Source organism: Litorimonas sp. RW-G-Af-16, from assembly GCF_048319245.1.
In the GTDB taxonomy this organism is placed as follows: domain Bacteria; phylum Pseudomonadota; class Alphaproteobacteria; order Caulobacterales; family Maricaulaceae; genus Litorimonas.
On sequence record NZ_CP166993.1, the window covers coordinates 1,653,515 to 1,678,270 of the forward strand.

The following is a 24,756-nucleotide window of genomic DNA, read 5'->3' on the forward strand; positions in this document are numbered from 1 at the left end:
AGTAACCATGTTTTCATTGGCCTGCGCATCGAATATGGTTAGAAGCAGGCGAAGCAGACTCGCAACTGTCGGTTATTTGGCCGCTAGAGCGATTAATACAAAGACCCGGGACCGCATTATGCGCAAGACATCTACTCCAATCAGCGCAAAAATGACGGCAGCGCGCCTTCTGAGTTCTGCCGCTATTTTAGCACTTGGAACCGCAATATCCCTGCCCGCCTTCGCACAGGTTACAGTCACGGACGGACGAACAACGCCCGTTCAAACATCTACGGCAGGTGACGGTGATACGCCGTCTGATGTGACCATCGAATCTGGCGGCAGCGTCACGCTGACCACACCTGGGCCAGCGGTTATTCTCGACTCGGACAATGCGCTTGATCTGTCTGGGGCCGTGGTGATCGCAGATGTGGATAACGCAACGGGTGTTTCTCTGCAGGGCGGCGCAGATCGTAGCTACACGCAAAGCGGGTCAATCTCGATCACAGAAAACTTTACCAACACCAATACGGATGACGATGTCTTCCCAGACGGCCCATTCGCTCAGGGAACAGGTCGCACAGGTATCCTTATCTCTGGCGCGTCTCCGTTCATTGGCAACGTCGAAACAACCAGCACATCCGCCATCACAGTTGAAGGCAATGACAGTTTCGGCATCAACCTAGCCAACACACCCATGATGGTTGGTGGCCTGACGGGGAGCATGACGACTGAAGGCGCGATCAGTGTGACAGGCGACAATAGTTACGGCGTCAATGTGGCATCCAATGTATCGGGTGATCTGAACAACACAGGCAATATCCAAGTCGCTGGCATCGGCTCAACCGGTTATAATGTATCAGGCGACGTGCAAGGCGGTTTCGTCAACTCTGGAGCCGTGGCGGTTAATGGCTACCGTTTCTCCACCCGCCCAGGACTATCGACGCAAGGTGCAGGGCGTGATGATCTGGGCGCAGAAGATCTCGGCCAAGCGGGATCGGCAATCGCGATTAGCGGCAATGTCGATGGCGGCGTTTACTTACAACGGCGTTTGATCCCAGCTGTCGACGCGGACGGCGCCCCCGTTTTGGACGACGACGGCAATGAGCTTTTCACACTGGCTAGCACAAGCACGGTCACGCAATTCGGTAGCGCACCTGCGATCTTGTTAGACGGTGACGGCACAATCATGTCGATTGGCCTGGTTGCAGCTATCACTGATCCAGCAGACGCAGATTTTGATGAGGACATGCAATACGCCTTTATCAATGAAGGCCAAGTGGCAGCCTCTGGCATTTACGATGATTTTGATGCCACGGCGTTACTGGTAGAAGACGCGACTCTTGCGGAAGGTCTCAGCAACCAAGGCACAATGCGTTCGACCACCTTCCGCTCTCCGACTGAACTTGCTGATATGCGCGGCACGGGTCTCGCCCGCGTCATCGTCCTCGGCGATCAGGCCATTGCGAATACGATTGACAATCAAGGCATCATTCTTGCCACAGCCTCAGAAGCCACTGACGCCGTATATGCAGACTCAGACAACCCACTGGCCCCGCGCGACGTGACTGCCATTGCGATTGATATTGGCGCCAATGCGACGACACAAAGCCTCACAAACTCAGGGTCCCTCAGCGCATTGATCGTCGCCCGCCAAGGCAGAGCCGTCGCAATCCAAGATGCCTCTGGCACGCTGACAAGTATAACAAATACGGGCAACATTATCGCAGCCGGCAGTAATTCAGATGGAACACTAGAAGCTGAAACAGATTTCGAGCTGATCGCGATTGATGTATCGCAGAACACAACTGGCTTTACCCTGACACAATCTCAAACCCCCGACGATGACCCCGACGACGATATTTCGCCTATTGAGCCACGTATTTCAGGCAGTGTACTCATGGGATCAGGTGATGACAGCTTGATTGCCAGCGCGGGCGCGATCTCTGGTCAAACCGTAGCTTTCGGCGCAGGTAATGACACCCTTGCACTCTCTGGCGGCGCGTCCTTGAACGCAAATGTGACGAACTCGGGCGGCCTCGACATTTCCGTGATCGAAGGTTCCTCTCTCGTCTTGCGGAGTGGCGACCCGCTCTCAATTACGAGTGCAAATTTCGACGGAACATCGTCATTTTCACCCGTCATTGATGGGTCGGCTGGCACAGCCTCTACGCTAATCTCAAGTGGTGACATTACATTTGAGAGCGGCGCGACGATTGCCCCGATATTGAACAACGTCTCTTTCGTGCCAGGCAATTCGCAGGTCTTTGACATCGCCAGCGCGGGCGGCACATTGACCGTCGGAGATATTGCCGCCTTATCTGCAGGCGAAACACCATTTCTTTATAATACTGGCCTGTCTCTCAACGCAGCGGGTGACCTTGTTATCACGCTCGATCTTCGCGATCCGAACGTCAGTGTAGAGCAAGGCGGACTGGGCCTCGACCAAGTTCAGGGCCAAGCCTTCAATGCGGCGCTGCAGTCCCTGACGTCCAATAATGGGCTAGGCAATGCCTTCGCGAATATAACAAATTCGAATGATTTCTACGCGGCCTACAATCAAATCCTACCAGAATTTGCCGCCGCCGCGCGTCAGTTCGTCGTCGCCAATGTTGACGGTGCGACAGGTGCCGTCGGGTCACATCTTGATACAGCACGTCGTTCCCCCGATAAGCCAGGCGGCGCTTGGTTACAAGAATTCGCCTATTTCGCAGATCGTGAATTGGCGGGTTTGTCAGAACAATATCGCGGCGCAGGCTTCGGCTTTACGGGCGGGCTCGACACAGCCTTGGGACCGCTTCATACCGTTGGTGTTAATTTTGGCTTTGCCAGCACGGAGATCGAAGACGTTGTCGGCATTGACGAACCGCTTGATGTGATCACACTTCAAGGTGGCCTCTACGCAGGATGGCAGTCTGGTGGTTTGAGCGTCGATGTTTACGGCGGCGGCGGCTACAATAAATTTGAGCAACAACGTCGTGTGCGTATCAATGAATTCTTTGGCGAAACCAAAGGTGACTGGGCGGGCTACCACATCAATGGCTCCGTTCGCGCAGGTTATGACGTTGAGCTTTCCGAGAAATTCTGGCTCCGCCCAACCGTATCGCTTGATTATCTCAGCCTCACGGAAAACGCCTATGAAGAGACTGGCGTTGCTGGTCTGGCCGTGGGTGTGGATAAACGCAAATCTGATTTAGGGTCCGCGACAGCGATGATCAATCTTGGTGCGAAGTTCCAAGGCAAGCGGACATGGATCCGTCCAAGCATTCGCTTTGGCTATCGCAATGACTTTATTAGCGATCCCGTCATGACGACCTATCGTTATGTGGGACTCAATGACGGAAATGGCGGCCTATTTGATAGCCAACGCGCAGAGCTCGAATCCATCATGTTCCCCGATAGCGGTGTTCTAGTGGGCTTCTCTGTCGCCGCAGGGTCTGCCTACTCTTCCATCGGATTTGACTTTGACAGCGACATCCGTGACGGATTTATCCGCCATACGGGCCGTGTCGTTGTGCGTCTCCTATTCTAATAGCACCCACGCTGCAGCTATCAGCTAGCCCTTATCTTGCGGGGCTGGTTGACACTTATGGTGCGCCCAAAGCGGATGATGCCATTGAAGCTATGGCCGCGCTTGCGCAGCTATCGCCAACCGACCCGGATTTCGTCGCCAAGCTATACGCCCTAAAGTCGCACTTTGACTTGGCATGGGCCGCCTTGGCGTTGATGCCCGATAATGACTTTTCAACACTGGGTATTTTGCGCAGTGATTTCGCCGCCAAGTCGATAGACAAAGCGCTGCATGCCGCTTGGCATCAAGAATTGGCGGCGCAGCGAGTTCCCGATATTCCGCTGACCAGCCTGTTCATCCTCGGCCTTGGAAAGCTGGGCGGTTTCGATCTGAATTTCTCTTCCGACGTCGATTTGATTGCGTTCTATGACGCGGAAACACTACCCATCTCTGCCAATAAGGGGCAGAAATATGTGATTAACAAAGTCCTCCAGCGCCTCGGCAAAATCCTCAAACCCAATCATAGCGCCGAATTTGTCTGGCGCGTCGACTGGCGGTTGCGGCCCGAAAGCTCCTCTGGCGGGCTGTCTATGACAACCGATGAAGCCAGCGCGTTCTACTTTTTCCGCGCCCTGCCGTGGCATCGCCTCGCCCTGATGAAAGCGCGGGTCGTGGCGGGCGACAAGAGTGTTGGCGCAGAGTTTCTCAACGACATCGCGCCTTTTATTTGGCGGCAAAATCTAGACTTTCGCGCCCTTGACGAATTGGCCCATCTCAAAACTCGCATCAACTTGGAGCATCCGGGCTTACAACAGGAACGCGCGCAGCCCGACCCGATTATCCCTGATCCGATCGGGTTTAATGTCAAACTTGGCAGTGGAGGTATTCGCGAGATCGAATTCATCGCCAATGCGCAGCAACTTGTGTGGGGCGGGAAACAATATGAATTGCGCACACCCAACACGCTCAAAGCGCTGCAGTCCCTAGCGTCCCTCGGCCATATGGACGACCGCGTTTGCGGAGCGCTAAGCGAGCATTACATCGCCTTACGCCGCTTGGAAAACGCCATCCAAATGCTCGGGAATGAGCAGACGCATATGGTGCCCGATGCGCCCTACCCCCTATCGCAAATCGCGCAAGTTTTGGGGTATGCTGACTGGGAGTCGTATGCGCCGGAAATCTATACTCGCCGCAATGTGGTCAATAAGCATTTTGACGCGCTGTTCCACGCCGAAGCCAAACCAGACGATAGCGCAAGAATTTCTACGGCGGACTTGTCAGACGTCAGTCAAGCGATTGCGAATAGCTGGCTCGGCGGGTTCAATGCCCACGGCGTCGCGCGTGACCGCCTCTCCCGCTATCAACCGTTAGGACAGTCGCTGTTAAACAGGGTAATAAACTCTTCGGCGGACGCCAATGCAGCCTTGCCGCGCATTGATAGCTTTCTCAAATCAATCGCTCGTTCAGAGCAATATCTCAGACTTTTGCAACGCAATTCCAAGCTGCTAGATGCGCTGATCGTGCCCCTGCTCTACTCCCCGCATATGACTCGACTGCTTGAGCAATCCCCGCACATCATTGATGTATTTTTAGATCCCCAAAGCCTGATAAATACTGGCCTGACCCCGAATACGGATTTCATTTTTACAGACCCAGACTATGAGACGCGGCTAGAGCGGCTGAGAAGGTTTGTGAATGAAAACCTCTTCCAAGCTTATCACGCTTTTTTCAATCACTCCGAAGAAGATTTTGGGAGCCTACCGCGACGTCTAACCGATTTGGCCGATAGAACGATTGAAGCCGCGATCAAGATTGTCTGTGATGACTTGAAGATTGAGGACGTTGAAATATGTGTCTTAGGCTTGGGGAAAATGGCAACCCAGCATATGGCGCCTATGTCTGATATTGACCTGATTTTTATTTTCGGAGACGCGGTAGAAAGCGAGCTATCAGCCAAAATTGTGCGGCGCCTGCGTACCACGTTGACAACGCCGCTGCGCGAAGGGATCGCGTATGATTTGGACATGCGCTTGCGCCCCTCGGGACGGTCTGGCCCGCCCGCAGTAAAGCTGTCGAGCTTCAAGGACTACCATGCAACCCGCGCAAAAACATGGGAGCATATCGCGTTATACAAAGCGCGTATAATCGCTGGCGATCCAAATTTTGCGCCCAAGGTGCAAGCCGCGATAGACGCGGTCATGTCCCGCCCGCGCAATCGTAAGCAATGCTTGATTGATGCCAAATACATGCTCAACCTGATCGCAAAAGAGCGTTTTACGGAGACGCCGCTGGATGTATTCAACACCAAATTAAGGCGAGGTGGCCTGATGGAGGCTGACTTTTTGTGGCGCACATACTCGGTCGCAGGACTGAATTGGCCAACGCCGTTATGGTCAGCGATGGAGGAATGGCGAACGATAGAGTTATGGGAGCGTCTCCTTGGATTGACGGGTCAATCATTTGACGCTGTGCCGAACAGGTTTCGGGCTGATATGCACATAAACGGCATGGCCCAGCGCAACCAGCGTCGCGAAAGGGCGGTTAGTAATGCACGCCAATCTCTCTTCAGCACTTATTCCGTCCCCGATGACTACGAAATGCGGCCTGTGCGGTGGGAAGACGAATAAAACCGTTGCACCCTCCGCGCTATGATTCATAGTGTGTGCTGATTCACTGATTACCCCTTAGGACGTCATGGCCGCTTCAAAGAAAAAAGACCTGTTCGCTGGAAAAAAAGACACAACGAGCGAGAGCTACTCGGCCAAGGACATCGAAGTCCTTGAGGGCTTGGAGCCCGTTCGTCTTCGCCCCGGCATGTATATTGGCGGCACAGATGACCGCGCCATGCACCATTTATTTGCCGAGGTCATCGACAACTCGATGGACGAAGCTGTGGCGGGTCACGCTTCCCGTATCGAAGTTGAGTTAGACGCTGAAGGTTTTTTGTCTATCTCTGATAATGGCCGCGGTATCCCGATTGGCCCTCACCCAAAGTTCCCAAAAAAGTCTGCGCTGGAAGTGATCTTGACGGAGCTTCATTCGGGCGGGAAATTTTCGAATAAGGCGTATGAAACATCTGGCGGTCTCCACGGTGTAGGTGTGTCAGTCGTGAATGCGCTGTCGGATTTCTTGGAAGTCGAAGTCGCGCGGGACAAAGTATTGCACCGCATGCAATTCTCGCAAGGCAAGCCTGTTGGGAAAATCGAAAATCTTGGCGCGATCAATAATCGACGCGGCACGAAAGTCCGCTTTCATCCTGATCCCGAAATCTTCGGCCCTAAAGCGGCTTTCCGTGCGGCGAAACTATTTACCATGACACGGGCCAAAGCTTACCTTCAGCCAGGTGTTGAAATCCGCTGGAAGTGTGCGCCTGAAAAACTCAAGCAAACGCCAGAAATTCCAGAAGCGGCGACCTTTTTGTTTCCTGGCGGTTTGGCCGACTATCTCGCCGATACGATGGGCACGAAAGCCACCGTCACTTCGGAAATTTTTGCGGGTCGTTCTAAAAAGGACTCAGGCCATGGTCGTGTCGAATGGGCGATTACGTGGTCCCCTGAAGGCTACGGCGAAGCGGATAGCTTTGTGCGCTCGTACTGTAACACTGTTCCAACCCCTGGCGGCGGCACGCATGAAGCCGGGCTACGGGCGGCGATTACCAAGGGCCTCCGTGCCTATGCCGACCTGACGGGTATGGGTAAAAAAGTCAGTCATGTGACGCCCGAAGACGTGATGTTTGGCGCAGGCGCCCTGATTTCTGTCTTCATCAAAGCACCCGAGTTTCAAGGCCAGACCAAAGATCGCCTGTCTAACTCAGAAGCCAGCCGTTTGGTCGAAAACGCGATCCGCGATCCCTTCGATCACTACCTCGCCAGTTCACCCAAAGATGCAACGCAACTCCTCGAATGGGCGATCGAGCGAGCAGATGAGCGCGTCAAACGCCGCAAAGCGCGAGACGTCAAACGCAAATCCGCGACCAAAAAACTTCGCCTCCCAGGCAAGCTCGCCGACTGCTCCCGCAAGGGCTCGGACGACACGGAAATCTTCATCGTCGAGGGTGATTCTGCTGGCGGTTCTGCCAAGCAAGCCCGCAATCGCGAAACGCAAGCTATCCTCCCACTCAAGGGTAAAATCTTGAACGTCGAGAGCGCGACTATGGCAAAAATTCAAGCCAATAACGAGATTAGCGATTTGATGACAGCGTTAGGGGTTGGCCTCGGCAAGAAATTTGATCTGGATGATCTGCGCTATGAACGGGTTGTGATTATGACCGATGCGGATGTGGACGGGGCGCATATTGCAGCACTGCTGATCACGTTTTTCTATCGCTATACACCCGGCCTTATTGATGCGGGACGGCTCTATATGGCCATGCCGCCGCTCTATAAAATGACGCAAGGCGCTAAGACAGAATACGCGATTGATGACGCCCACCGAGAGGAACTGATGCAGACGGTTTTCACGGGCAAAGGCAAGGTTGATATTGGGCGCTTTAAAGGCCTCGGGGAGATGAACCCTGCCCAGTTGAAAGACACGACAATGAACCCAAAGACGCGACAACTCGCGCGGATTACAATAGATCAGGATGACCTGATGACGACAGAATCTCTCGTCGAAACTCTAATGGGGAAGAAATCGGAATTGCGCTATGAGTACATCCAAGAGCATGCGCAATTTGTGGAAGACGTCGATATTTAACGGCGGCCTAAGTGAGGTGTTTAGTCTCTATTTATCCGTCACTTGGATTGACGTTAAATAGGCCAGCAATCCCTCAGTCTCTTTCACCGTGAAATCGAAATCAGGCATATCAGGGTGACCAACATGGATATGCTCGCGGAAATCATCAGCTAGAGATTCGGCATTATAGATACCCAGCACAGTGCGTAGGGGCGGCGCATCACTGCGCGGACTGTCACCAGATTGACCAATACTATGACAAGAGACACACTGCGTTTGCGCAATCTCTCGCCCGATTTCAATAAACGCAGGATCAAATTGCTGTGGGGGCGTGTCCTCTTGTTGGCAGGCTGATAAAGCGGTCAATGATAGGGCAGACAAAATAAGGGCTACGAGCCCGATATGTTTAAGTGTCCTCATAATAGGACCGTAAAACCAAAATACGGCTTTTTCTAGCAATTAATAATTCCCAAGCCGCTTGTTTCAGCTCGCCAACACCCTCGGCAATACCGCATGCAACGGGGAACAATGTCCTAGGCCGTCATAGATCTTTAACTTTGTGCACGAGAGAATAGCCCGCTCCAAAGCGCGAGACATTTTAATAGGCGTCCAGTTATCGGCATTTCCGTGACGTAAAATAACAGGACACTCAACATTTCAATTTGGTCGGCCTAAGGTTACGCAAAAGCAAATCCCCAGCTAACTCCTCCCTTTACACGTTTAAGTCTTTATCGCTAAGCATGTAGAAAATCGTATCTGAAGGGGAAGCAGATCATGAGCTTAGCGAATTTATATCCAGAAAGCCCGCGGGACGTGCCTGCCAATCTGACTGAGGCAAAGCCGAGTTATAAACGACAAGCCATTTTGGCAATGCTCGGCCTTATGGCGTTTATGGCGATCTATCTCGCTGTAACGGCGGGCTTTGCGTACATCACCTATAAAAATGCAGTGCGCCTCTCAACCCCCGGTGATTTTGGCATTTTGAGCGCGATCATGTTGGTGTGTTCGGCGATCCTGACCGTGTTCATGGTCAAATCGCTTTTCGCGATGCGCAAAATGGGAACGCCGCGCGGTATCGAAGTCACAGAGGCGGATCAGCCGCAACTTTATGCCTTCCTCCATCAACTTGCCGATGAAATTGGCGCGCCGAAACCCCACCGCGTGTTCATTACGCCCGAAGTGAACGCAGCCGTGTTCTACGACTTGTCGCTCCTCAATTTAATCATCCCATCGAAGAAGAATTTGATCGTCGGTTTGGGTCTCGTAAATGTTCTGACACTGACTGAGTTGAAGGCTGTGCTGGCCCATGAATTTGGGCATTTTGCGCAAAACTCTATGATGGTGGGCCGCTGGGTTTATGTCGCGCAACAGATTATCGCCCACATGGTGAGCGTCCGCGATTGGCTAGATTCTGTGGTGCAGTTTATCTCTCGGATTGATCTTCGGATCGCTTGGATTGGGTGGATTTTATCTCTGATCATCTGGTCGCTGCGGTCACTCATGGACACGCTGTTCAACATTGTGATCATCGCTGAACGTGCGCTCTCGCGGGAAATGGAATTCAATGCTGACCTCGTCGCCGTGTCCGTGACGGGCAGCGACGCGCTAATCAACGCGCTATATAAGCTACAAGCCGCAGACCAAGCGTGGCGCACGGCGATGGATGTGGCGGGGAATGTCGGGAATAATAAGCAAATTCTCAACGACTTGTTTGCCGCGCAATCAGAGACGATCAAGGAAATGCGGCGTATCTTGGATGACGCCAATTATGGACTGCCGCCTGCTGCCACGGGGGACGCTGTTTCCCACCGCGTATTTGAGGAAGCGGCCGCGATCCCGCCACAAATGTGGTCAACGCATCCGCCCAATACAGACCGGGAAAACAATGCCAAAGCGACCTACGTCCCCGCGATCAATGATGACCGCTCGGCATGGCTACTGTTCAAGGGTTCTGAAAATTTACGGCAGAAACTAAGCCTCGATTTTTACAATCAGGAGGCCGTCAAAGGCTTTGCTATTGGCAATCCTGCCGAGGCCGTCTCGGCGAAATTTAGCGATATTTCTTATTCCCCCGAATATCGTGGGGCTTATTTGGGCCGCAGTCCTGTGCGCGACTTTGCTAGTGTCGATCAGATGTTTGATATGTCTGACGTGACCGAAGGCAAGATCGACCTAGAAATGCTTTACCCCGAAACAATCAATCTCGATCTCAAAGCCGTGCGCAACTTAGAAGTTGAACAAAATACACTCGAAGCCTTGATGACGGGGCAAATGAAACCCTCTGGCGGCGTGTTGCGTCACCGCGGCGAAGAAATTTCCAAAGAGGACATTCCCGAAGCGATCGAAGACCTCAAGGCTGAGAAAAAAACGGCGCTACAAAAACTCATGCTGCACGAAGCGAACTGCCGAAAGACCTATTATTTGCTCGCGCAAAAACACCAAAATGGCTGGCCAGAACATCTTCGCAACACACTGGAATTGCTGCATTGTTCGGATCATATGCTCGCCACTGTCAGCAATGAACAGGCGCAGTTAATCAACACATGGAACGTCATTACCGCCGACGGAAAGATCGGCCATTTTGAGAAAAAGCGCATGATCAAGGTTTGTGAAACCGTCGATAGCGTCATGACGCGCGTGTCCAAAAATCTGCAAGCGCTAGAACTTCCGCAGAGTATTCTTGATGACCTAGGCGTCAAAGCCAAATGGTCTGAAGCCTCGCCGATTTTTGACTTCGCGCCTGTTGATAAGAAAAACTGGCCGCAATGGACGCAAGAAGCGTTTAAAGTCATGGGCAATTTCCAAGGCGTTTTGTCCCTTCTGCATAATTTATTCTTGAAAGAATTGCTGCAATCTGAGGCAACATTGAAGGCCCATCATCTGGCAGGGACAACCCCGGAGCCTGCCCCGAAAGCTGGAAAATGCGTCACAGATTACCCGACCCTGCTGTCAGGGGATGAGTATGTGTTGCAAAAGAAATTGGATTTGTGGAACCGATTCCAACTCGCGCATGGATTAGGCCCATCACTCGTGCGCACTCTGGTCGCTGTCACGATTGTCGGGGGAACAATTTATGCAGGATTTGTCGGGTTGGGCTAGGCTCTCCAGACAAATTCTGACTTACTGACGCAGACCTGCAATCTCTGGCGTATTACAGCGCAGCACCCACACATCATAAACACCATGATCCAGCGCGGAAACTGCAGGATTACTCGCAAACATCCAGCCAGAGAAGATCGGCTCTGTCGGCTCAACTGATGTGCCTTTCCCGTCCAAACGCGTATCAAAAATCTTGAGAAACGCGAACGTCTCGGGAATTTCCTCGGGCGGTCGCTTTTCGCAATGCGCAACTTCAATCGTCAGCGAGCCATAATTGAGGGTATCGCCGACTTTGACCGTATAATCCTTGGTCGTCGCCGTAACCTTATCAAGCGTTCGCAGAACGACAGCCGTGCCGTCAATATTAGCGGCCAATGCTGGACTGCTAAGCCCTGCTAGCAATAGGAGAGACAGCGCTAGCTTACGCATCGGGGGTCCAAGCCTCGTAATCAGACGCAACTTTATCGCGCGCACCGCCACGATCAAGGCTACCCTTTGGCTTATAGGCGTGAACGGTGCCCGTCAGGTTCGGCAAATGCTCTTTCTGCCAGTCATGGACTTTGATGCCCATTTCACTCGGCAGATCATCATAGGAGTGATGCAGCCAGCCATGCCATTCTGGCGGAATACGCGACGGATCAGCATAGCCTTTATAGGTGACGTAACGACGCTTACGCCCGTCATAAGTCAGCTTATTTTCTTCGAAATACGTATTGCCATATTCGTCTTCCCCAACCTTTGAGGCACGACGACGAATTTGCAAGGTCGTGCCAAAAGTTGACCCGTTCCACCATGTAAATAGACGTTTGATAAATGACACCGACGACTCCAGACCCGTTTGTTTCAAGCGCGTTATGCCCGCCTACGCCTCGCTCGTAAAGCGGCGATGTGACACAAATATGGCCAAGAATGGCGCGCTCTTGTTGCGCAGCTGTAAAAGGCTTATCTTATGCACATGGAAATTAAGCGGTATTTTACGAAAACAGGCCAAAACGCCTATGAGGGTATCAGTTTCGTGCCGCGCGATAGTGTGGTGCGTCATCTCTCTGGTGCCAAGCTCACTGATACGGTCAGCTTTCACGCGCCGGAAAATTGGTCGCAAGTCGCGTGCGATATTTTAGCGCAAAAATACATGCGTCGCGCGGGTGTCCCAGACACCACCACCGCCCGCCGAGAGACGGGTGTTCCGACTTGGCTGCAACGCCGCAAACCTGCCAAGAATGCCAAACTCAGCAGTGAAAAAGACGCCCGGCAGGTGTTTGACCGCCTCGCAGGCTGCTGGACTTACTGGGGCTGGAAAGGCGGCTATTTCGACAGCGAAGACGACGCGCAGACGTTTTATGACGAACTTCGCTATATGCTGGCGACCCAAATGGCAGCCCCCAATTCACCGCAATGGTTTAATACAGGCCTGCACTGGGCCTACGGTATAGAAGGTCGCGCGCAAGGCCATTGGTATGTCAACACGGACGGCCAGGCTGTGCTGTCAGACAACGCCTATGAACGCCCACAACCTCATGCCTGCTTCATTCAATCGCTTGGCGATGACCTGATCGGCGAAAATGGGATCATGGATTTATGGCAGCGCGAGGCGCGACTGTTCAAGTACGGCTCTGGCACAGGCACGAATTTCTCAAACTTACGCGGCGCAGGCGAGCCACTGTCCGGCGGTGGAACCAGCTCTGGCATGATGAGCTTTCTCAAAATCGGTGATGTGTCAGCGGGCGCAATCAAATCAGGTGGCACAACACGTCGCGCTGCCAAGATGGTGATTGTTGACGTTGACCACCCTGATATCGAAGCCTTTATCGGCTGGAAGACAGCGGAGGAAATGAAGGTCGCGGCTCTCGTCGCAGGCACGAAAGTTCTCAAACAGGATTTAGGAGCCGTCATGGCGGCGTGTGCAGACGGGACAGATCCTGCGAAAAATCCTAACTTGAAGCGGGCTATGGCGAGAGCTTTGCGGAGTGGAGTCCCCAGTGGAGCCATCGACCGCGTGATCCACCTAGCCAAACAAGGCGAAACAGAGTTGCATATCACAGAGCTGACAGCCGATTGGGACAGCGAAGCTTACCAAACTGTGTCAGGGCAGAACGCCAATAACTCAGTCCGTGTGACCGACGCTTTTATGGCGGCGGTTGAAAGTGATGAAGATTGGACACTGATCCGCCGAGTAGACGGCGCGGTTAGCCGGACGCTCAAGGCCCGTGATCTATGGCAAGCGATCAGCCGTGCCGCGTGGAGCAGTGCCGACCCTGGATTGCAGTTTCACGATACGATTAATCGCTGGCACACTTGCTCCAATGATGGCCCTATCCGTGCGTCTAATCCATGTTCTGAATACATGTTTTTGGACGACACCGCCTGCAATCTCGCCTCCCTAAATCTGGTGAAATTCTATGACGGGCAGGACTTCGATATTGCAGCGTTTGAACATGCTACACGGCTCTGGACAATCATACTGGAAATCTCTGTCGCCATGGCACAATTTCCTAGCCAAGCCATTGCGCAACGGTCTCACGACTACAGAACTTTGGGACTAGGTTACGCCAATCTCGGCGGACTATTGATGCGTGCTGGACTGGCCTATGACAGCGATATGGGGCGCGGTGTTGCTGGAAACATCACCGCTCTCCTGTCTGGCGTCGCCTACCAAACCTCTAGCGAGATGGCAAAATCACTGGGCGCATTTGATCGATATGACGCCAATAAAAAACCGATGTTAGATGTCATCAATGCCCATAAATTAGCCCTTGAAAAACTAGAGTTGGAATTAATTAATTCGCCGTTTTCAAGTCTTCGTCCTGCCGCGCAGATGGCATGGGGCGCTGCGCTAAAGAACGGAAAGTCATACGGATTTCGCAATGCGCAAGTCAGCGTGATCGCCCCGACAGGCACGATCGGCCTACTCATGGATTGCGACACTACGGGAATTGAACCTGACTTCGCTCTTGTCAAATACAAGAAACTCGCAGGCGGCGGGTTCTTCAAAATCATCAATCAAGCCGTCCCCGAAGCCCTTGCTAAATTGGGGTATTCTCAGGCTCAAATCGATGATATTATTACCTATGCGCTCGGTCATAAAACGCTCGCGGATGCTCCAGCTATCAATCATAGTGCGCTGAATTCAATAGGTTTTTCAGAGGATGATATTGCTAAAATAGAGAATGAAATTACTGCGAGCTACGATATTCGATTTGCCTTTAGTGTTGATGTTTTAGGCAAAGATATGTGCCTCAAACAACTCGGCTTCACGGACGAACAACTCACAAAATCAGGAAATGATCTCTTGCCGCTTCTGGGGTTCAGCCAAGCCGTAATTGAGGCCGCCAACCTTCATGTCTTAGGGGCCATGACAGTAGAAGGCGCCCCGCATCTGAAAGCCGCCCATCTTCCCGTATTTGATTGCGCGACGCCTTGCGGGAGAATTGGAACACGTTCGCTATCAGCGGAATCTCACATTAAGATGATGGCTGCGGCGCAGCCGTTTATCTCTGGCGCTATTTCCAAAACAGTGAATATGCCTCGCACTGCCACGATCAAAGACTGCGCGACAATCTATCAAAGCGCATGGGAGCTTGGCCTGAAAGCTGTTGCACTTTATCGCGATGGATCCAAACTCAGCCAACCGCTCAACAGTGCTGTCTTTGATGACGGAGACATTGAGGCGATGGAAGAGAGCCTGAACGATAATACTGTCGAGCGTATTCGTATTGTCGCTGAGAAGATTATCGAGCGCGTGGTCGAGCGCCCCGCCCGCCGCAACCGCCTGCCGGATCGGCGCAAGGGCTATATTCAAAAGTCATCCGTCGGCGGGCATAAGGTCTACCTTCATACGGGCGAATTTGCAGACGGCCAGCTCGGCGAAATATTTATTGATATGCACAAAGAGGGCGCCGCCTTTCGCTCGTTGATGAACAACTTTGCCATCGCGATTTCTATCGGCTTGCAATACGGCGTCCCGCTCGAAGAATTTGTCGAAGCTTTCGTCTTCACCCGGTTCGAGCCTAGTGGGTCAGTGACAGGGAATGACCGCATCAAATTCGCAAACTCCATCCTCGACTATATTTTTCGCGAACTCGGTATTTCCTATCTCGGCTGGAACGATCTCGCCCATGTTGATCCCAATGCAACAGCACCCGATCAACTTGGATTAGGCGAAATCGAGCGCAATGCAGACCGCGATCGTAGCCAAGCCTCCAGTGGCTTCCTCCGCTCGGCAGCCCATAAAACGGTCAATGAGGGACGGGAGGAAAGCAATATTGTGCCATTTACACCGACGGAAGCCGACGACTCGCCCGACACCCCTGAGGCTGATCCGCTCTCTCTGGCACTTGATAGCGACCCAGTGGAGGAAATTGTCACTCAATCGGCCAAGGCCGCGTCTCCCGCAAAAACAGCGAGATTTAGGGGCTATACAGGTGACCCCTGCCCCGAATGTGGACATTTCACCCTAATCCGAAATGGCACATGCTTGAAATGCGATAGTTGCGGGACGACGACAGGCTGTTCCTAACACAGCTCTTCCGCGCAAACTCCCCGCAATAAATATTGTCCCTAATTTGTCACACCCACTGCTATTTCCTGAAACCTTACGGCTTTTTAAATGGGGAAGCGTCGCGAGGACGCGCTATATTGCATCTATGAGATTACACGTCCCAACACTGACGGTTTTGGCAGTTTTTAGCCTTGCCGTTCCTGCGCACGGGCAAATGCGCGTCGATGCCCGCGTCCACGCCTCGTCAGGCTCTTGCGCGCAATGCGACCTGTCCAATAAGCGCATGAACGGGATGCAGCTCAAAAATGCGAATTTTGCAGGGTCTGTGTTTAACAATTCAAACTTATCTGGCGGACAAGTCCACGGCTCTGACCTGACAGGCGCACATTTTCGTAAAGCTTTGCTCTATCGCCTAGAGGGGGATGACGTCAAAATGGCAGGCGCGATGATGGAAGACGCGACACTGACGGAGGCGCATCTGTCTAATTCTGCCATGAAAGACATCAACTTCGAACGTGCTGACCTCTCCCGTGGCCAATTCATGGGCAATGATTTGCGGGACTCCAATATGATCAATGCCAATGCGACATCTGTTGATTTCACAGGATCTAATTTCGAAGGTTCGCGCTTGGATCATGTGAACCTTGAAGACGCGAAACTTAACGGCAGCAATTTGCGTGGCGTGAAATTTGGCAATGCTATTCTACTTCGCACAGACCTCTCAGACTCTGATCTATCGGGCGCTGATTTATCGCAAGCACAAGGCTTAAAGCAGGAGCAATTAGATGCAGCCTGCGGGAATATGAATACGCGTCTGCCGCTCGGATTTTCTGTGCCGTATTGCGAAGGTTCTATGGTTGCGGAACTGTCTCACAATCACGACAATATGGACCCTGAAATGGCATTGGCCGCCCGTCGCTTAGAACGCGCAATCAAAGATGTTGAAGTGATTTTGGAAGCGACACCTTCGGACAATCGCCCCCTCCGTCGCAAGTTGCAAAGCATCCATTCAGACCTTGTGAATTCTAAGCGCGCGATTGAACGTTAAACCTAACCCCGCCGCGCATGGAGCAGGTATTCAGTATTACCTGATCCGCCTTTGATGGGCGATTGACACGTCGCGATAACGTCCCACCCTTGTCGTGTAACCCAAGCGGCGACGTCAGATAATGACTGCAGTGCGAGGCTTTCAGACTGCACAATTCCACCACGTCCAATGTTGGATTTACCGACTTCGAATTGTGGTTTGACCAAGGTAGTTAATTCAGCTTTTCCAGCCGCCAAACGGAGAGGTGTTTCCAATGCTTTCATCGCGGAAATGAAACTGACGTCGCAGACAATTAATTGCGGCGGCGTTCCAAAATGATCCATAGTCAGCGTCCGCGAGTCTTGCTGCTCCATTGAAGTTATTGACTTATTTCCTTGTAATCGTTGATGTAATTGACCCTGACCGACATCGACAGCGTAGATATGTGCTGCGCCGCTTGACAGGAGGACATCGCAAAACCCACCCGTCGATGATCCAACATCTAGGCAGATTTTATCTTTCGGATTTACAGAAAATGTCTTGAGGGCATGCACTAATTTCAGACCGCCCCGCGACACCCATGGATGCTCGTGCCGAGCCGACACGTCGGCGTCATCGGCGATAGATTCGGAAGGCTTTTTCACGCGCTGTCCGCCCACCGTGACAAGCCCCGCCTTTATCGCCGCTTGCGCCCGCGCCCGCGACTCGTAATGCCCATTCGCGACGAGCCAGAGATCAGCACGCATGGTTATGCGAGGCTAACAGAAGAGCTTAAACTTTGTCCCAAAGCCTTGAACACAGTCTCGACAATCGCGTCAGCATCAAGGCCCGCTTGTTCATACATCTTAGCAGGCGTGTCATGATCAATGAATGTATCTGGTAGAGTCATGGTTCGAATTTTCAGGCCGTTATCCAGCCGTCCAGCATCAGCCAGAGCGTGCAAAACAAATGCGCCGAAACCGCCCACAGACCCCTCTTCAATCGTGATCAAAACCTCATGCTCATCAGCCAGTCGATTGACCAATTCTGTGTCCAGTGGCTTCGCAAAACGGGCATCGGCAACCGTCGCTGAAAGTCCCAAAGTTTCGAGCTGTTGCGCAGCCTGCATTGCTTCGCCCAAGCGTGTCCCATAAGACAGCAGAGCGATGCGTGTGCCCTCGCGCAAGATACGTCCTTTGCCGATGTCCAGCACTTCGGGGGTTTCAGGAATTTCAATACCCGTCGCTTCGCCGCGCGCATATCGGAAGCCCATAGGGCCTTCATTATAGGCGACTGATGTGGCGACCATACGCGCTAAATCGGCTTCATCCGCCGCCGCCATCAAGACCATATTCGGCAAGCAGCCAAGATAGGCAATGTCAAACGCCCCCGCATGGGTCGGCTCCGTCGGCGCCCACAAGACCCGCGCGGTCCATAGCAAAGCGGACTGGCAGGTTTTGAATACAGACATCATGCACGACTTGGTCATAACCACGCTGCAAAAAGGTCGAATAGATCGCGCAAAACGGCTTAAAGCCGTCAGCTGCAAGACCTGCGGCGAAGGTCACCGCATGTTGCTCCGCGATTCCGACATCAAACATGCGGTCAGGAAAGGCTTTGCCAAAGATATTCATGCCTGTGCCGCCAGGCATAGCGGCAGTGATACCGACGATTTTGTCGTCTTTTTCGGCTTGCTTCACTAATTGCTGTCCAAAAACAGACGTATAACTGGGCGCATTGGGAATAGATTTGCTCTGCTCCCCCGTGACCACATTGAATTTACTCACGCCGTGATATTTGTCGGCGGATGCTTCGGCAGGGGCGTAGCCTTTGCCTTTCTGCGTTACGACATGAATGAGGACTGGGCCCTCTTTCATTTTTTTGACGTTTTCTAGCACAGGAATCAGCGCATCCAAATCGTGGCCATCGACTGGCCCGACATAATAAAAACCTAGTTCTTCAAACCATGTCCCCCCCATAAACATGCCGCGTGTATATTCTTCGGCCTTGCGAGCGGTTGACTTGATCGGACGCGGCGCATTGGCAATCGCGGACTTCGCTGCACTGCGCAGGGTTTGATAGCCACCGCTACTGATAGTTCGGGAGAGCAAATGGCTCATCGCGCCGACGGGCGGCGCAATCGACATATCATTGTCGTTGAGGATCACGATTTGGCGCGAGTCTGTCGCCCCCGCATTGTTCATCGCCTCATAAGCCATACCCGCCGTGATCGAGCCATCGCCAATGACGGAGATCACGTGGCCCCCTTTGCCAGCGAGGTCGCGCGCGGTCGCAAAACCCATACCAGCTGAAATAGAGGTGGAACTATGGGCAGCACCGAATGGGTCGTATTCACTCTCGGCGCGTTTTGTGAAGCCAGACAGACCTCCGCCCTTACGTAACGTGCGAATACGATCCCGCCGCCCCGTCAAGACTTTATGCGGATAACATTGATGCCCCACATCCCAAATCAGCTTGTCGTCTGGTGTATTGAACAAGTAATGGATCGCAACGGTCAGTTCGACCACGCCGAGGCCAGCGCCCAAATGTCCGCCCGTGACAGACACCGCGTCAATCACTTCACTTCGGAGTTCATCCGCCAGCTGCTTGAGTTGCTCACGCGAAAAATTCCGCATATCTGCGGGGTATTTTACTGTGTCTAATAGGGGCGTATCCACCATGTATTCGTCTTTCCTCAAGTCCTTAGTGAGACCTGCCAATCACAAAATCGACTGTATCACACAGTGTTTGTGCGTTTTCACCAAAGGGCGCAAGGTGACTCTTTGCCCGTGCGCCTAATTCTGCAGCTGTCTTTCGCGCGCCCTCAAGGCCCAAGATTGACACAAATGTGGCTTTCCCGAGGTTTTCGTCCTTGCCCACAGCTTTACCGACGATCTCTGCATCGCCTTCAACGTCTAAAATATCGTCTTTGATTTGGAAAGCGAGGCCCATATCGCGGGCGTAGCTTTGCAAAGCAGACTTTTGATCATCGCTTGCCCCCGCCAGCACAGCACCCGCCAGCACAGCATATTCTATCAGTGCGCCTGTTTTGAGATTTTGAAGCTGTGTAATCAGGGCTTCGTCACGTTCTTTTTCGGCAACGGTCATATCTATAACTTGTCCGCCTATCATGCCGTGCGTCCCGCCCGCTTTGGCGAGCATCGCGATAAGTTGAACTCTGGTCGCAGGGTCCGCATCGCAAGTCGCGATCATCTCAAAGGCCACAGTCAGTAGCCCGTCACCCGCCAGCACCGCCATTGCCTCGTCATAAGCCTTGTGAACGGTAGGCTTCCCGCGCCGCAGATCATCATCATCCATGCAGGGCAAATCGTCGTGAACAAGGGAGTAAACATGCAGACATTCCAGCGCCGCCGCTGTCGCCTCAACGGCTTTGCCAGACGCGCCGAGCATCTTCGCGGTTTCAATCACTAAGAAAGGACGCAACCGCTTTCCACCGCCCAGCGCCGCGTAGCGCATCGCCTCCATAATCACCGCTTGATGACCCTGAGTGACAGGCAAAAGCGCGTCGAGCACGACCTCAATCCGCGCGGCGCACTCGCTCAATCTGGTTTTGAAATCAGCCGACAAGGTTTAGCCGTCAAAGTCAGCCGTTGATGCATTGCCCTGCCCGTCCAGCACAATCTTTTCGACTTTCATCTGGGCATCTTTGAGCTTACCTTCACAATGCGCTTTCAGTTTTGCGCCGCGCTGATATATCGTGATGCTCTCTTCCAACGGGGCATCGCCACGCTCAAGTTTTTCAACAATGTTTTCCAACTCGGCCAGCGCCGCCTCGAAACTCATCTCTTTGATTGGTGTATCTGCCATAATTTAATCTCTAGCCATTTCGTCTTGTGTGGGGCGCGTGAAACGCCGAAAACTCCAATGCAAATCGCCGTTCTGAGCGACACATTTCCAGCCGCGCTTTTTTAACGACCCTTTGATCATGCGGTTGATCCAGCCATGGGCTGAAACATAGACAATTTTTCCGCCCGCCGCTTGCTCGCCTAATTTATCTGCAGCCAGATTAGCGCGCTGACGGGCTTCGCCGTGACTTTCCATACCATCAGGCCAGCCCCAAAACCAAACGATTCGCGACCATGTTCCCCAAGTTTTTGGACGAAATTTCAGCGTTCCCAGATGTGGCGAAGGCAAAGCCGCCTCGACTAATTCGGGCCAGCTATGATCGGGCTCTTTCCCAGCGGCCAAAACGAGGCTGTCATACGCGCGGGGCAGCGGGCTACTAATCAGAATATCGGCTTTTTTAGCCCATTTCTTCAATTTCTTAGGCACTTTCTGGTCGGGGACTATCGTGCCCGCATCATATTTCACCCACCAATCCCGATATTCACGCCACACCATGCGCTGCTTTCGCGATAGCGCAGGCTTTCCGTGGCGAGCAATAATGATGGTATCGTGTGACATATCGGAGCCTGAAATAGTCTGCGCCGCCCCGACTGTCGAGTCGGTTATCGCTGCGCGAGCGTGCAATCAGAGCTTTTGCATGAAACGCTTGGGCGGACAGCGAAGCCCCTCTTCCTTGTCGCATTGTTTAAACGAGAACATCATCAAATCCGCGCGGCCCATCAAATGATCAAGCGGTACAAATCCGGGGCCATTAGGATCCCGAGAATCGGTAGAATTATCCCGATTATCACCCATGAAAAACACCGCCCCAGCAGGGACAGTGAAAACCCCCGTATTATCCAGCGGGCCTTGGTCCGTTTGCTCGTAGATATAATGCACGTCTTTTTGGCCTGGCAACTGCTCCGTATAGACATCGACGCCGACCTTGCGGCCTTTATGCTCGCGGTAGAGATAGTTATCGACGGGAGCGCGCGCGATTTCTTTGCCGTTTAACGTCAACCGTCCACGGTTGATTTGAATTTTGTCGCCCGGCAGGCCAACAATACGCTTGATCATGATCATACCAGATTTTGGATTCCGAAAGACCGCCACATCGCCGCGAGTCGGCAAGCTATCCATAAATTTTCCGTCTGGCAGTCCAGGAATGGCGTGCAAGCCAAATGGCAAGGAGTGACGGGAAAAGCCGTAGGCAAATTTTGAGACATAGATATGATCGCCGACTTCTAATGTTGGCAACATGCTCTCGCTTGGGATTTTGAAATGCCCCCAAACAAACGTCATCATGCTGAGCAAAACAACGGCCAATCCGCTGAAGAAGGTAAGTTCCTCAACTATACGGCCCTTGAGCGACTTTGGCTCGACCTCAGCTTTGGGAATAGATTTTGCACGTTTGAACATCAAACTGGGCATGGGCGAAGGTCAAAAAATTTTCAACACTTTCTTTCACCTTCGCAGAGGGTTATATCGCAATGATGATCAAACATATCTTTCTTGCGCCCGCAGCTATTGTCTTATTGGGCTGTATTAGTCCCGCCGTTCAACAAGTCAGTGCGGCGCCCAGTGGAAATTACAAACTCGACCCTACACATGCGAGTGTGAACTGGTCTCTCTCTCATGCGGGGCTGTCGCAATATACGGCGCGGTTTGATAGCATTTCGGGCGCGCTGGAATTTAATCAAGACGCACCAGAGACAAGTCGCATAGACATTCGGATTGACCCACGCAGCGTCAATACGGGCCTCCCTGACTTTGACGAAACTCTCGCGACCAGCGCCAATTACTTCGATGCAGATAGCTACCCAGAGATACGCTATGTTTCGGCGGCTATTGTAAAAACAGGTGACAATCGCGGCACGGTAACGGGCGACCTAACTCTGCGCGGCGTCACAAAACCCGTGACTTTAGATGTCGTCTTTAACGGGGCAGGCAAGAGCTTTGGCAATCCAGGAAAAACACTCGGCTTTTCGGCAACGGGCACCTTTAATCGGTCGGATTTCGGGATGGACTACCTCATCACGCTCGGTAATATCGGCGACAAGATTTCTCTCAATATTCAAGCAGAGTTCAACGAAGCCCAATGACCACCCTCGCCCAAATCGAAGACATTTTAGATGATGGCGGTGTCTGTGTTCTGCCGACTGAAACCATTTACGGCATAGCGGGTCGCGCCCATGATCAAGACGCGATTGACCGTATTTACGAGATTAAAGGCCGCGTTTTTACCAAACCCCTCGCCGTCTGTATTGGCTCTATCGCGGCAGCAGAAAAGTTTGCAGAGTTTAACGATATTGCACGGCAACTGGCGGATACATTTTGGCCTGGGTCGCTCTCACTCGTCCTGCCTGCGACAGATATTTTGCTCGATCCGCGCTGTTACGGCCAACATGGCACGACAATTTCACTGCGCTTTCCAGACATAGAATGGACCGACACACTGCTCAAAACCCCGCTCGCGCTGACCAGCGCCAACCGCGCGGGCGAACCAGAGAGCGCAACGGCGAATACGACGATCAATGCAAGAGTTGATGCGGTATTAGACTCTGGGCCTTGCGAAAATGGGGCCCCCTCAACGATTTTATCTGTGACGGGTAAGGGCGTGAAATTGCTCCGCCAAGGTGCATTGCCGATAAGCGTACTCAAGCAAATCGATATGAATTGGCTCTAGATATGCAGGACGGGATTGCAGAGTTGAAAGCTGCCCTGCCCGCTGGCGCATGGACACAAGACATCGACATTATCGCACCGCACTTGACCGAATGGCGCGACAAATATTTCGGTCAAACCCCCATCATGCTCACCCCCCGCAGCACGCAGGAGGTCTCGGACGCGGTCAGAATTTGCGCCAAGCATAAGCTCCCTATCGTGCCGCAGGGCGGAAATACGGGCCTCGTGGGGGGTCAAACACCGCAAAATGAAGTTCTCCTTAGCCTCAAGAAGATGACCGCTATCCGCGAGGTAAACCCCACATCCAACGCGATGATCGTCGAAGCGGGCGCGACTGTGCAAGCTGTCCACGACGCCGCAGACACAGCCAACCGCAAATTCCCTATGCTGATCGCCAGCCAAGGCAGTTGCACAGTGGGCGGGATTTTATCGACCAATGCGGGCGGTAATCACGTGCTGAAATACGGCACAACGAAGGAATTAGTCTTTGGCGTAGAAGTCGTTTTGCCGAGCGGTGAGATTTTCAACGGGCTAACGAGCCTGCGCAAAGACAATACGGGCTATGATTTAAATCGACTATTTCTCGGCGCAGAAGGCACGCTCGGCATTATCACAGCAGCAAGCCTCAAACTGTTTCCCAAGCCGGGGTTTGTGCAGCGAGCCTTATTGGCTGTGGAGAGTGCGACGATCGCAGTTGCATTACTGGACACACTTCGCGCAGGCGGACAACTTGCCATGTTTGAAGTCATGCCTGCCATTGGTTACCGCGCTGTGGTGGATAATATCGACAGTGCGAAAGACCCGTTCGATGCGCGCCACCCCTGGTATGTATTGGTAGATTGGGAAGTCGGCAGCGAAGCAGAAGGGGCGGCGTTGGCCGAGAACTTGCTGGGCAAGGCGTTTGAAGCTAACCTCATACGTGACGCCGTTATTGCGCAATCAGACACTCAAGCCATCCAGCTTTTGAATATTCGTGAACATATGAGCGCAGGGCAAAAATTCCTCGGCGGATCAATCAAGCACGACATCACGGTTCCGATAGATAAGATTCCCGAATTCTTCGCCCTCGCCGATGCGGCGGTTGAAGCGGTTGTTCCCGGCAGTCGCCCTGTCGGGTTTGGGCACTTTGGTGATGGGAATATCCACTACAACATCGCGCAGCCAGAAGGTGCCGACCGCGAGACGTTTCTGGCTAATTGGGACGCGCTTTCGCAACCGATTTTCGATATTTGCGATGAACTCGGCGGGTCGATTTCAGCCGAACATGGAATCGGAATAATGAAACGGGAGGATTTGGCCGCGCGCGCAGATCCTGTGAAAATGTCACTATTGCGCAGCATCAAAGCCGCACTAGACCCCGACCGAATCATGAACCCGCGCGTTATGGTCTAGCCAGCTTTATGGGCAAGCCTTGCCATCCGCGACGGCTCTGTTATCGTAATATTATCATGAACCCAC

At 52.8% G+C, this 24,756-nt stretch carries 17 protein-coding genes and 1 pseudogene; 9 read left to right on the forward strand and 9 right to left on the reverse strand.

Features of this window, described 5'->3' with window-relative positions; translation table 11 throughout:
* Positions 1-118 precede the first annotated feature (118 nt).
* From AB8615_RS08200 to parE, 3 genes are all read left to right on the forward strand, one after another.
* Positions 119-3,511 (forward strand): autotransporter domain-containing protein, encoded by a 3,393-nt coding sequence (locus AB8615_RS08200; RefSeq protein ID WP_409432122.1) that lies wholly within the window; start codon positions 119-121, stop codon positions 3,509-3,511.
* A gap of 92 nt (positions 3,512-3,603) precedes the next feature.
* On the forward strand, positions 3,604-6,117 hold the full coding sequence (locus AB8615_RS08205; protein ID WP_409432123.1) for a hypothetical protein: 2,514 nt from the start codon (positions 3,604-3,606) through the stop codon (positions 6,115-6,117).
* Between the two features lie 67 nt (positions 6,118-6,184).
* The gene (gene parE / locus AB8615_RS08210) at positions 6,185-8,185 is read left to right on the forward strand and encodes a DNA topoisomerase IV subunit B (RefSeq protein ID WP_409432124.1); all 2,001 of its coding nucleotides are present in this window, start codon (positions 6,185-6,187) and stop codon (positions 8,183-8,185) included.
* A gap of 27 nt (positions 8,186-8,212) precedes the next feature.
* Here the strand turns inward: parE and AB8615_RS08215 are convergent, their stop codons facing one another.
* Entirely contained in the window at positions 8,213-8,545 is a 333-nt protein-coding gene (locus AB8615_RS08215) for a c-type cytochrome (protein ID WP_409432125.1), read from the reverse strand.
* Positions 8,546-8,938: 393 nt separating this feature from the next.
* On the opposite strand from AB8615_RS08215, the gene AB8615_RS08220 reads away from it, so the two are divergent.
* A complete protein-coding gene (locus AB8615_RS08220) occupies positions 8,939-11,263 on the forward strand; it encodes a M48 family metallopeptidase (RefSeq protein ID WP_409432126.1) in 2,325 nt (774 codons plus the stop codon).
* A gap of 21 nt (positions 11,264-11,284) precedes the next feature.
* Here the strand turns inward: AB8615_RS08220 and AB8615_RS08225 are convergent, their stop codons facing one another.
* Together AB8615_RS08225 and AB8615_RS08230 are read right to left on the reverse strand one after the other, a co-directional pair.
* Complete coding sequence (locus AB8615_RS08225) at positions 11,285-11,692, reverse strand: DUF2155 domain-containing protein (protein ID WP_409432127.1); 408 nt, start codon at positions 11,690-11,692, stop codon at positions 11,285-11,287.
* Positions 11,685-12,083 carry an NADH:ubiquinone oxidoreductase subunit NDUFA12 gene (locus tag AB8615_RS08230; RefSeq protein WP_409432128.1) on the reverse strand — a complete coding sequence of 133 codons (399 nt, stop codon included), beginning with the start codon at positions 12,081-12,083 and terminating at the stop codon, positions 11,685-11,687. Before AB8615_RS08230 ends, AB8615_RS08225 begins: the two co-directional genes overlap by 8 nt.
* A gap of 135 nt (positions 12,084-12,218) precedes the next feature.
* On the opposite strand from AB8615_RS08230, the gene AB8615_RS08235 reads away from it, so the two are divergent.
* Together AB8615_RS08235 and AB8615_RS08240 are read left to right on the forward strand one after the other, a co-directional pair.
* Complete coding sequence (locus AB8615_RS08235) at positions 12,219-15,779, forward strand: vitamin B12-dependent ribonucleotide reductase (RefSeq protein WP_418153074.1); 3,561 nt, start codon at positions 12,219-12,221, stop codon at positions 15,777-15,779.
* A 127-nt stretch (positions 15,780-15,906) separates the two neighbouring features.
* Positions 15,907-16,809, forward strand: coding sequence for a pentapeptide repeat-containing protein (locus tag AB8615_RS08240; RefSeq protein WP_409432130.1), 903 nt, complete (start codon positions 15,907-15,909; stop codon positions 16,807-16,809).
* Between the two features lie 2 nt (positions 16,810-16,811).
* Here the strand turns inward: AB8615_RS08240 and AB8615_RS08245 are convergent, their stop codons facing one another.
* From AB8615_RS08245 to lepB, 6 genes and pseudogenes are all read right to left on the reverse strand, one after another.
* The gene (locus tag AB8615_RS08245; protein WP_409432131.1) at positions 16,812-17,534 is read right to left on the reverse strand and encodes a TlyA family RNA methyltransferase; all 723 of its coding nucleotides are present in this window, start codon (positions 17,532-17,534) and stop codon (positions 16,812-16,814) included.
* Positions 17,535-17,536: 2 nt separating this feature from the next.
* A pseudogene (gene dxs, locus AB8615_RS08250) lies at positions 17,537-19,448 on the reverse strand (1-deoxy-D-xylulose-5-phosphate synthase).
* Positions 19,449-19,470: 22 nt separating this feature from the next.
* Positions 19,471-20,331 (reverse strand): polyprenyl synthetase family protein, encoded by an 861-nt coding sequence (locus AB8615_RS08255; RefSeq protein WP_409432133.1) that lies wholly within the window; start codon positions 20,329-20,331, stop codon positions 19,471-19,473.
* Positions 20,332-20,358: 27 nt separating this feature from the next.
* Positions 20,359-20,595, reverse strand: a complete 237-nt coding sequence (locus AB8615_RS08260; RefSeq protein WP_409432134.1) for an exodeoxyribonuclease VII small subunit — start codon at positions 20,593-20,595, stop codon at positions 20,359-20,361.
* A gap of 3 nt (positions 20,596-20,598) precedes the next feature.
* Entirely contained in the window at positions 20,599-21,192 is a 594-nt protein-coding gene (locus AB8615_RS08265) for a histidine phosphatase family protein (protein ID WP_409432135.1), read from the reverse strand.
* Positions 21,193-21,258: 66 nt separating this feature from the next.
* On the reverse strand, positions 21,259-22,044 hold the full coding sequence (lepB, locus tag AB8615_RS08270; RefSeq protein ID WP_409432136.1) for a signal peptidase I: 786 nt from the start codon (positions 22,042-22,044) through the stop codon (positions 21,259-21,261).
* 59 nt (positions 22,045-22,103) lie between these two features.
* Here lepB and AB8615_RS08275 point away from each other — a divergent pair, with 59 nt between their 5' ends.
* From AB8615_RS08275 to AB8615_RS08285, 3 genes are read left to right on the forward strand one after another with little or no spacing between them, the layout of a single operon-like run.
* Positions 22,104-22,715, forward strand: a complete 612-nt coding sequence (locus AB8615_RS08275) for a YceI family protein (protein WP_418152157.1) — start codon at positions 22,104-22,106, stop codon at positions 22,713-22,715.
* Complete coding sequence (locus AB8615_RS08280; RefSeq protein WP_418152159.1) at positions 22,712-23,299, forward strand: L-threonylcarbamoyladenylate synthase; 588 nt, start codon at positions 22,712-22,714, stop codon at positions 23,297-23,299. Before AB8615_RS08275 ends, AB8615_RS08280 begins: the two co-directional genes overlap by 4 nt.
* Before the next feature lie 2 nt (positions 23,300-23,301).
* Complete coding sequence (locus AB8615_RS08285; RefSeq protein ID WP_418152161.1) at positions 23,302-24,690, forward strand: FAD-binding oxidoreductase; 1,389 nt, start codon at positions 23,302-23,304, stop codon at positions 24,688-24,690.
* The last annotated feature ends 66 nt before the right edge of the window (positions 24,691-24,756 follow it).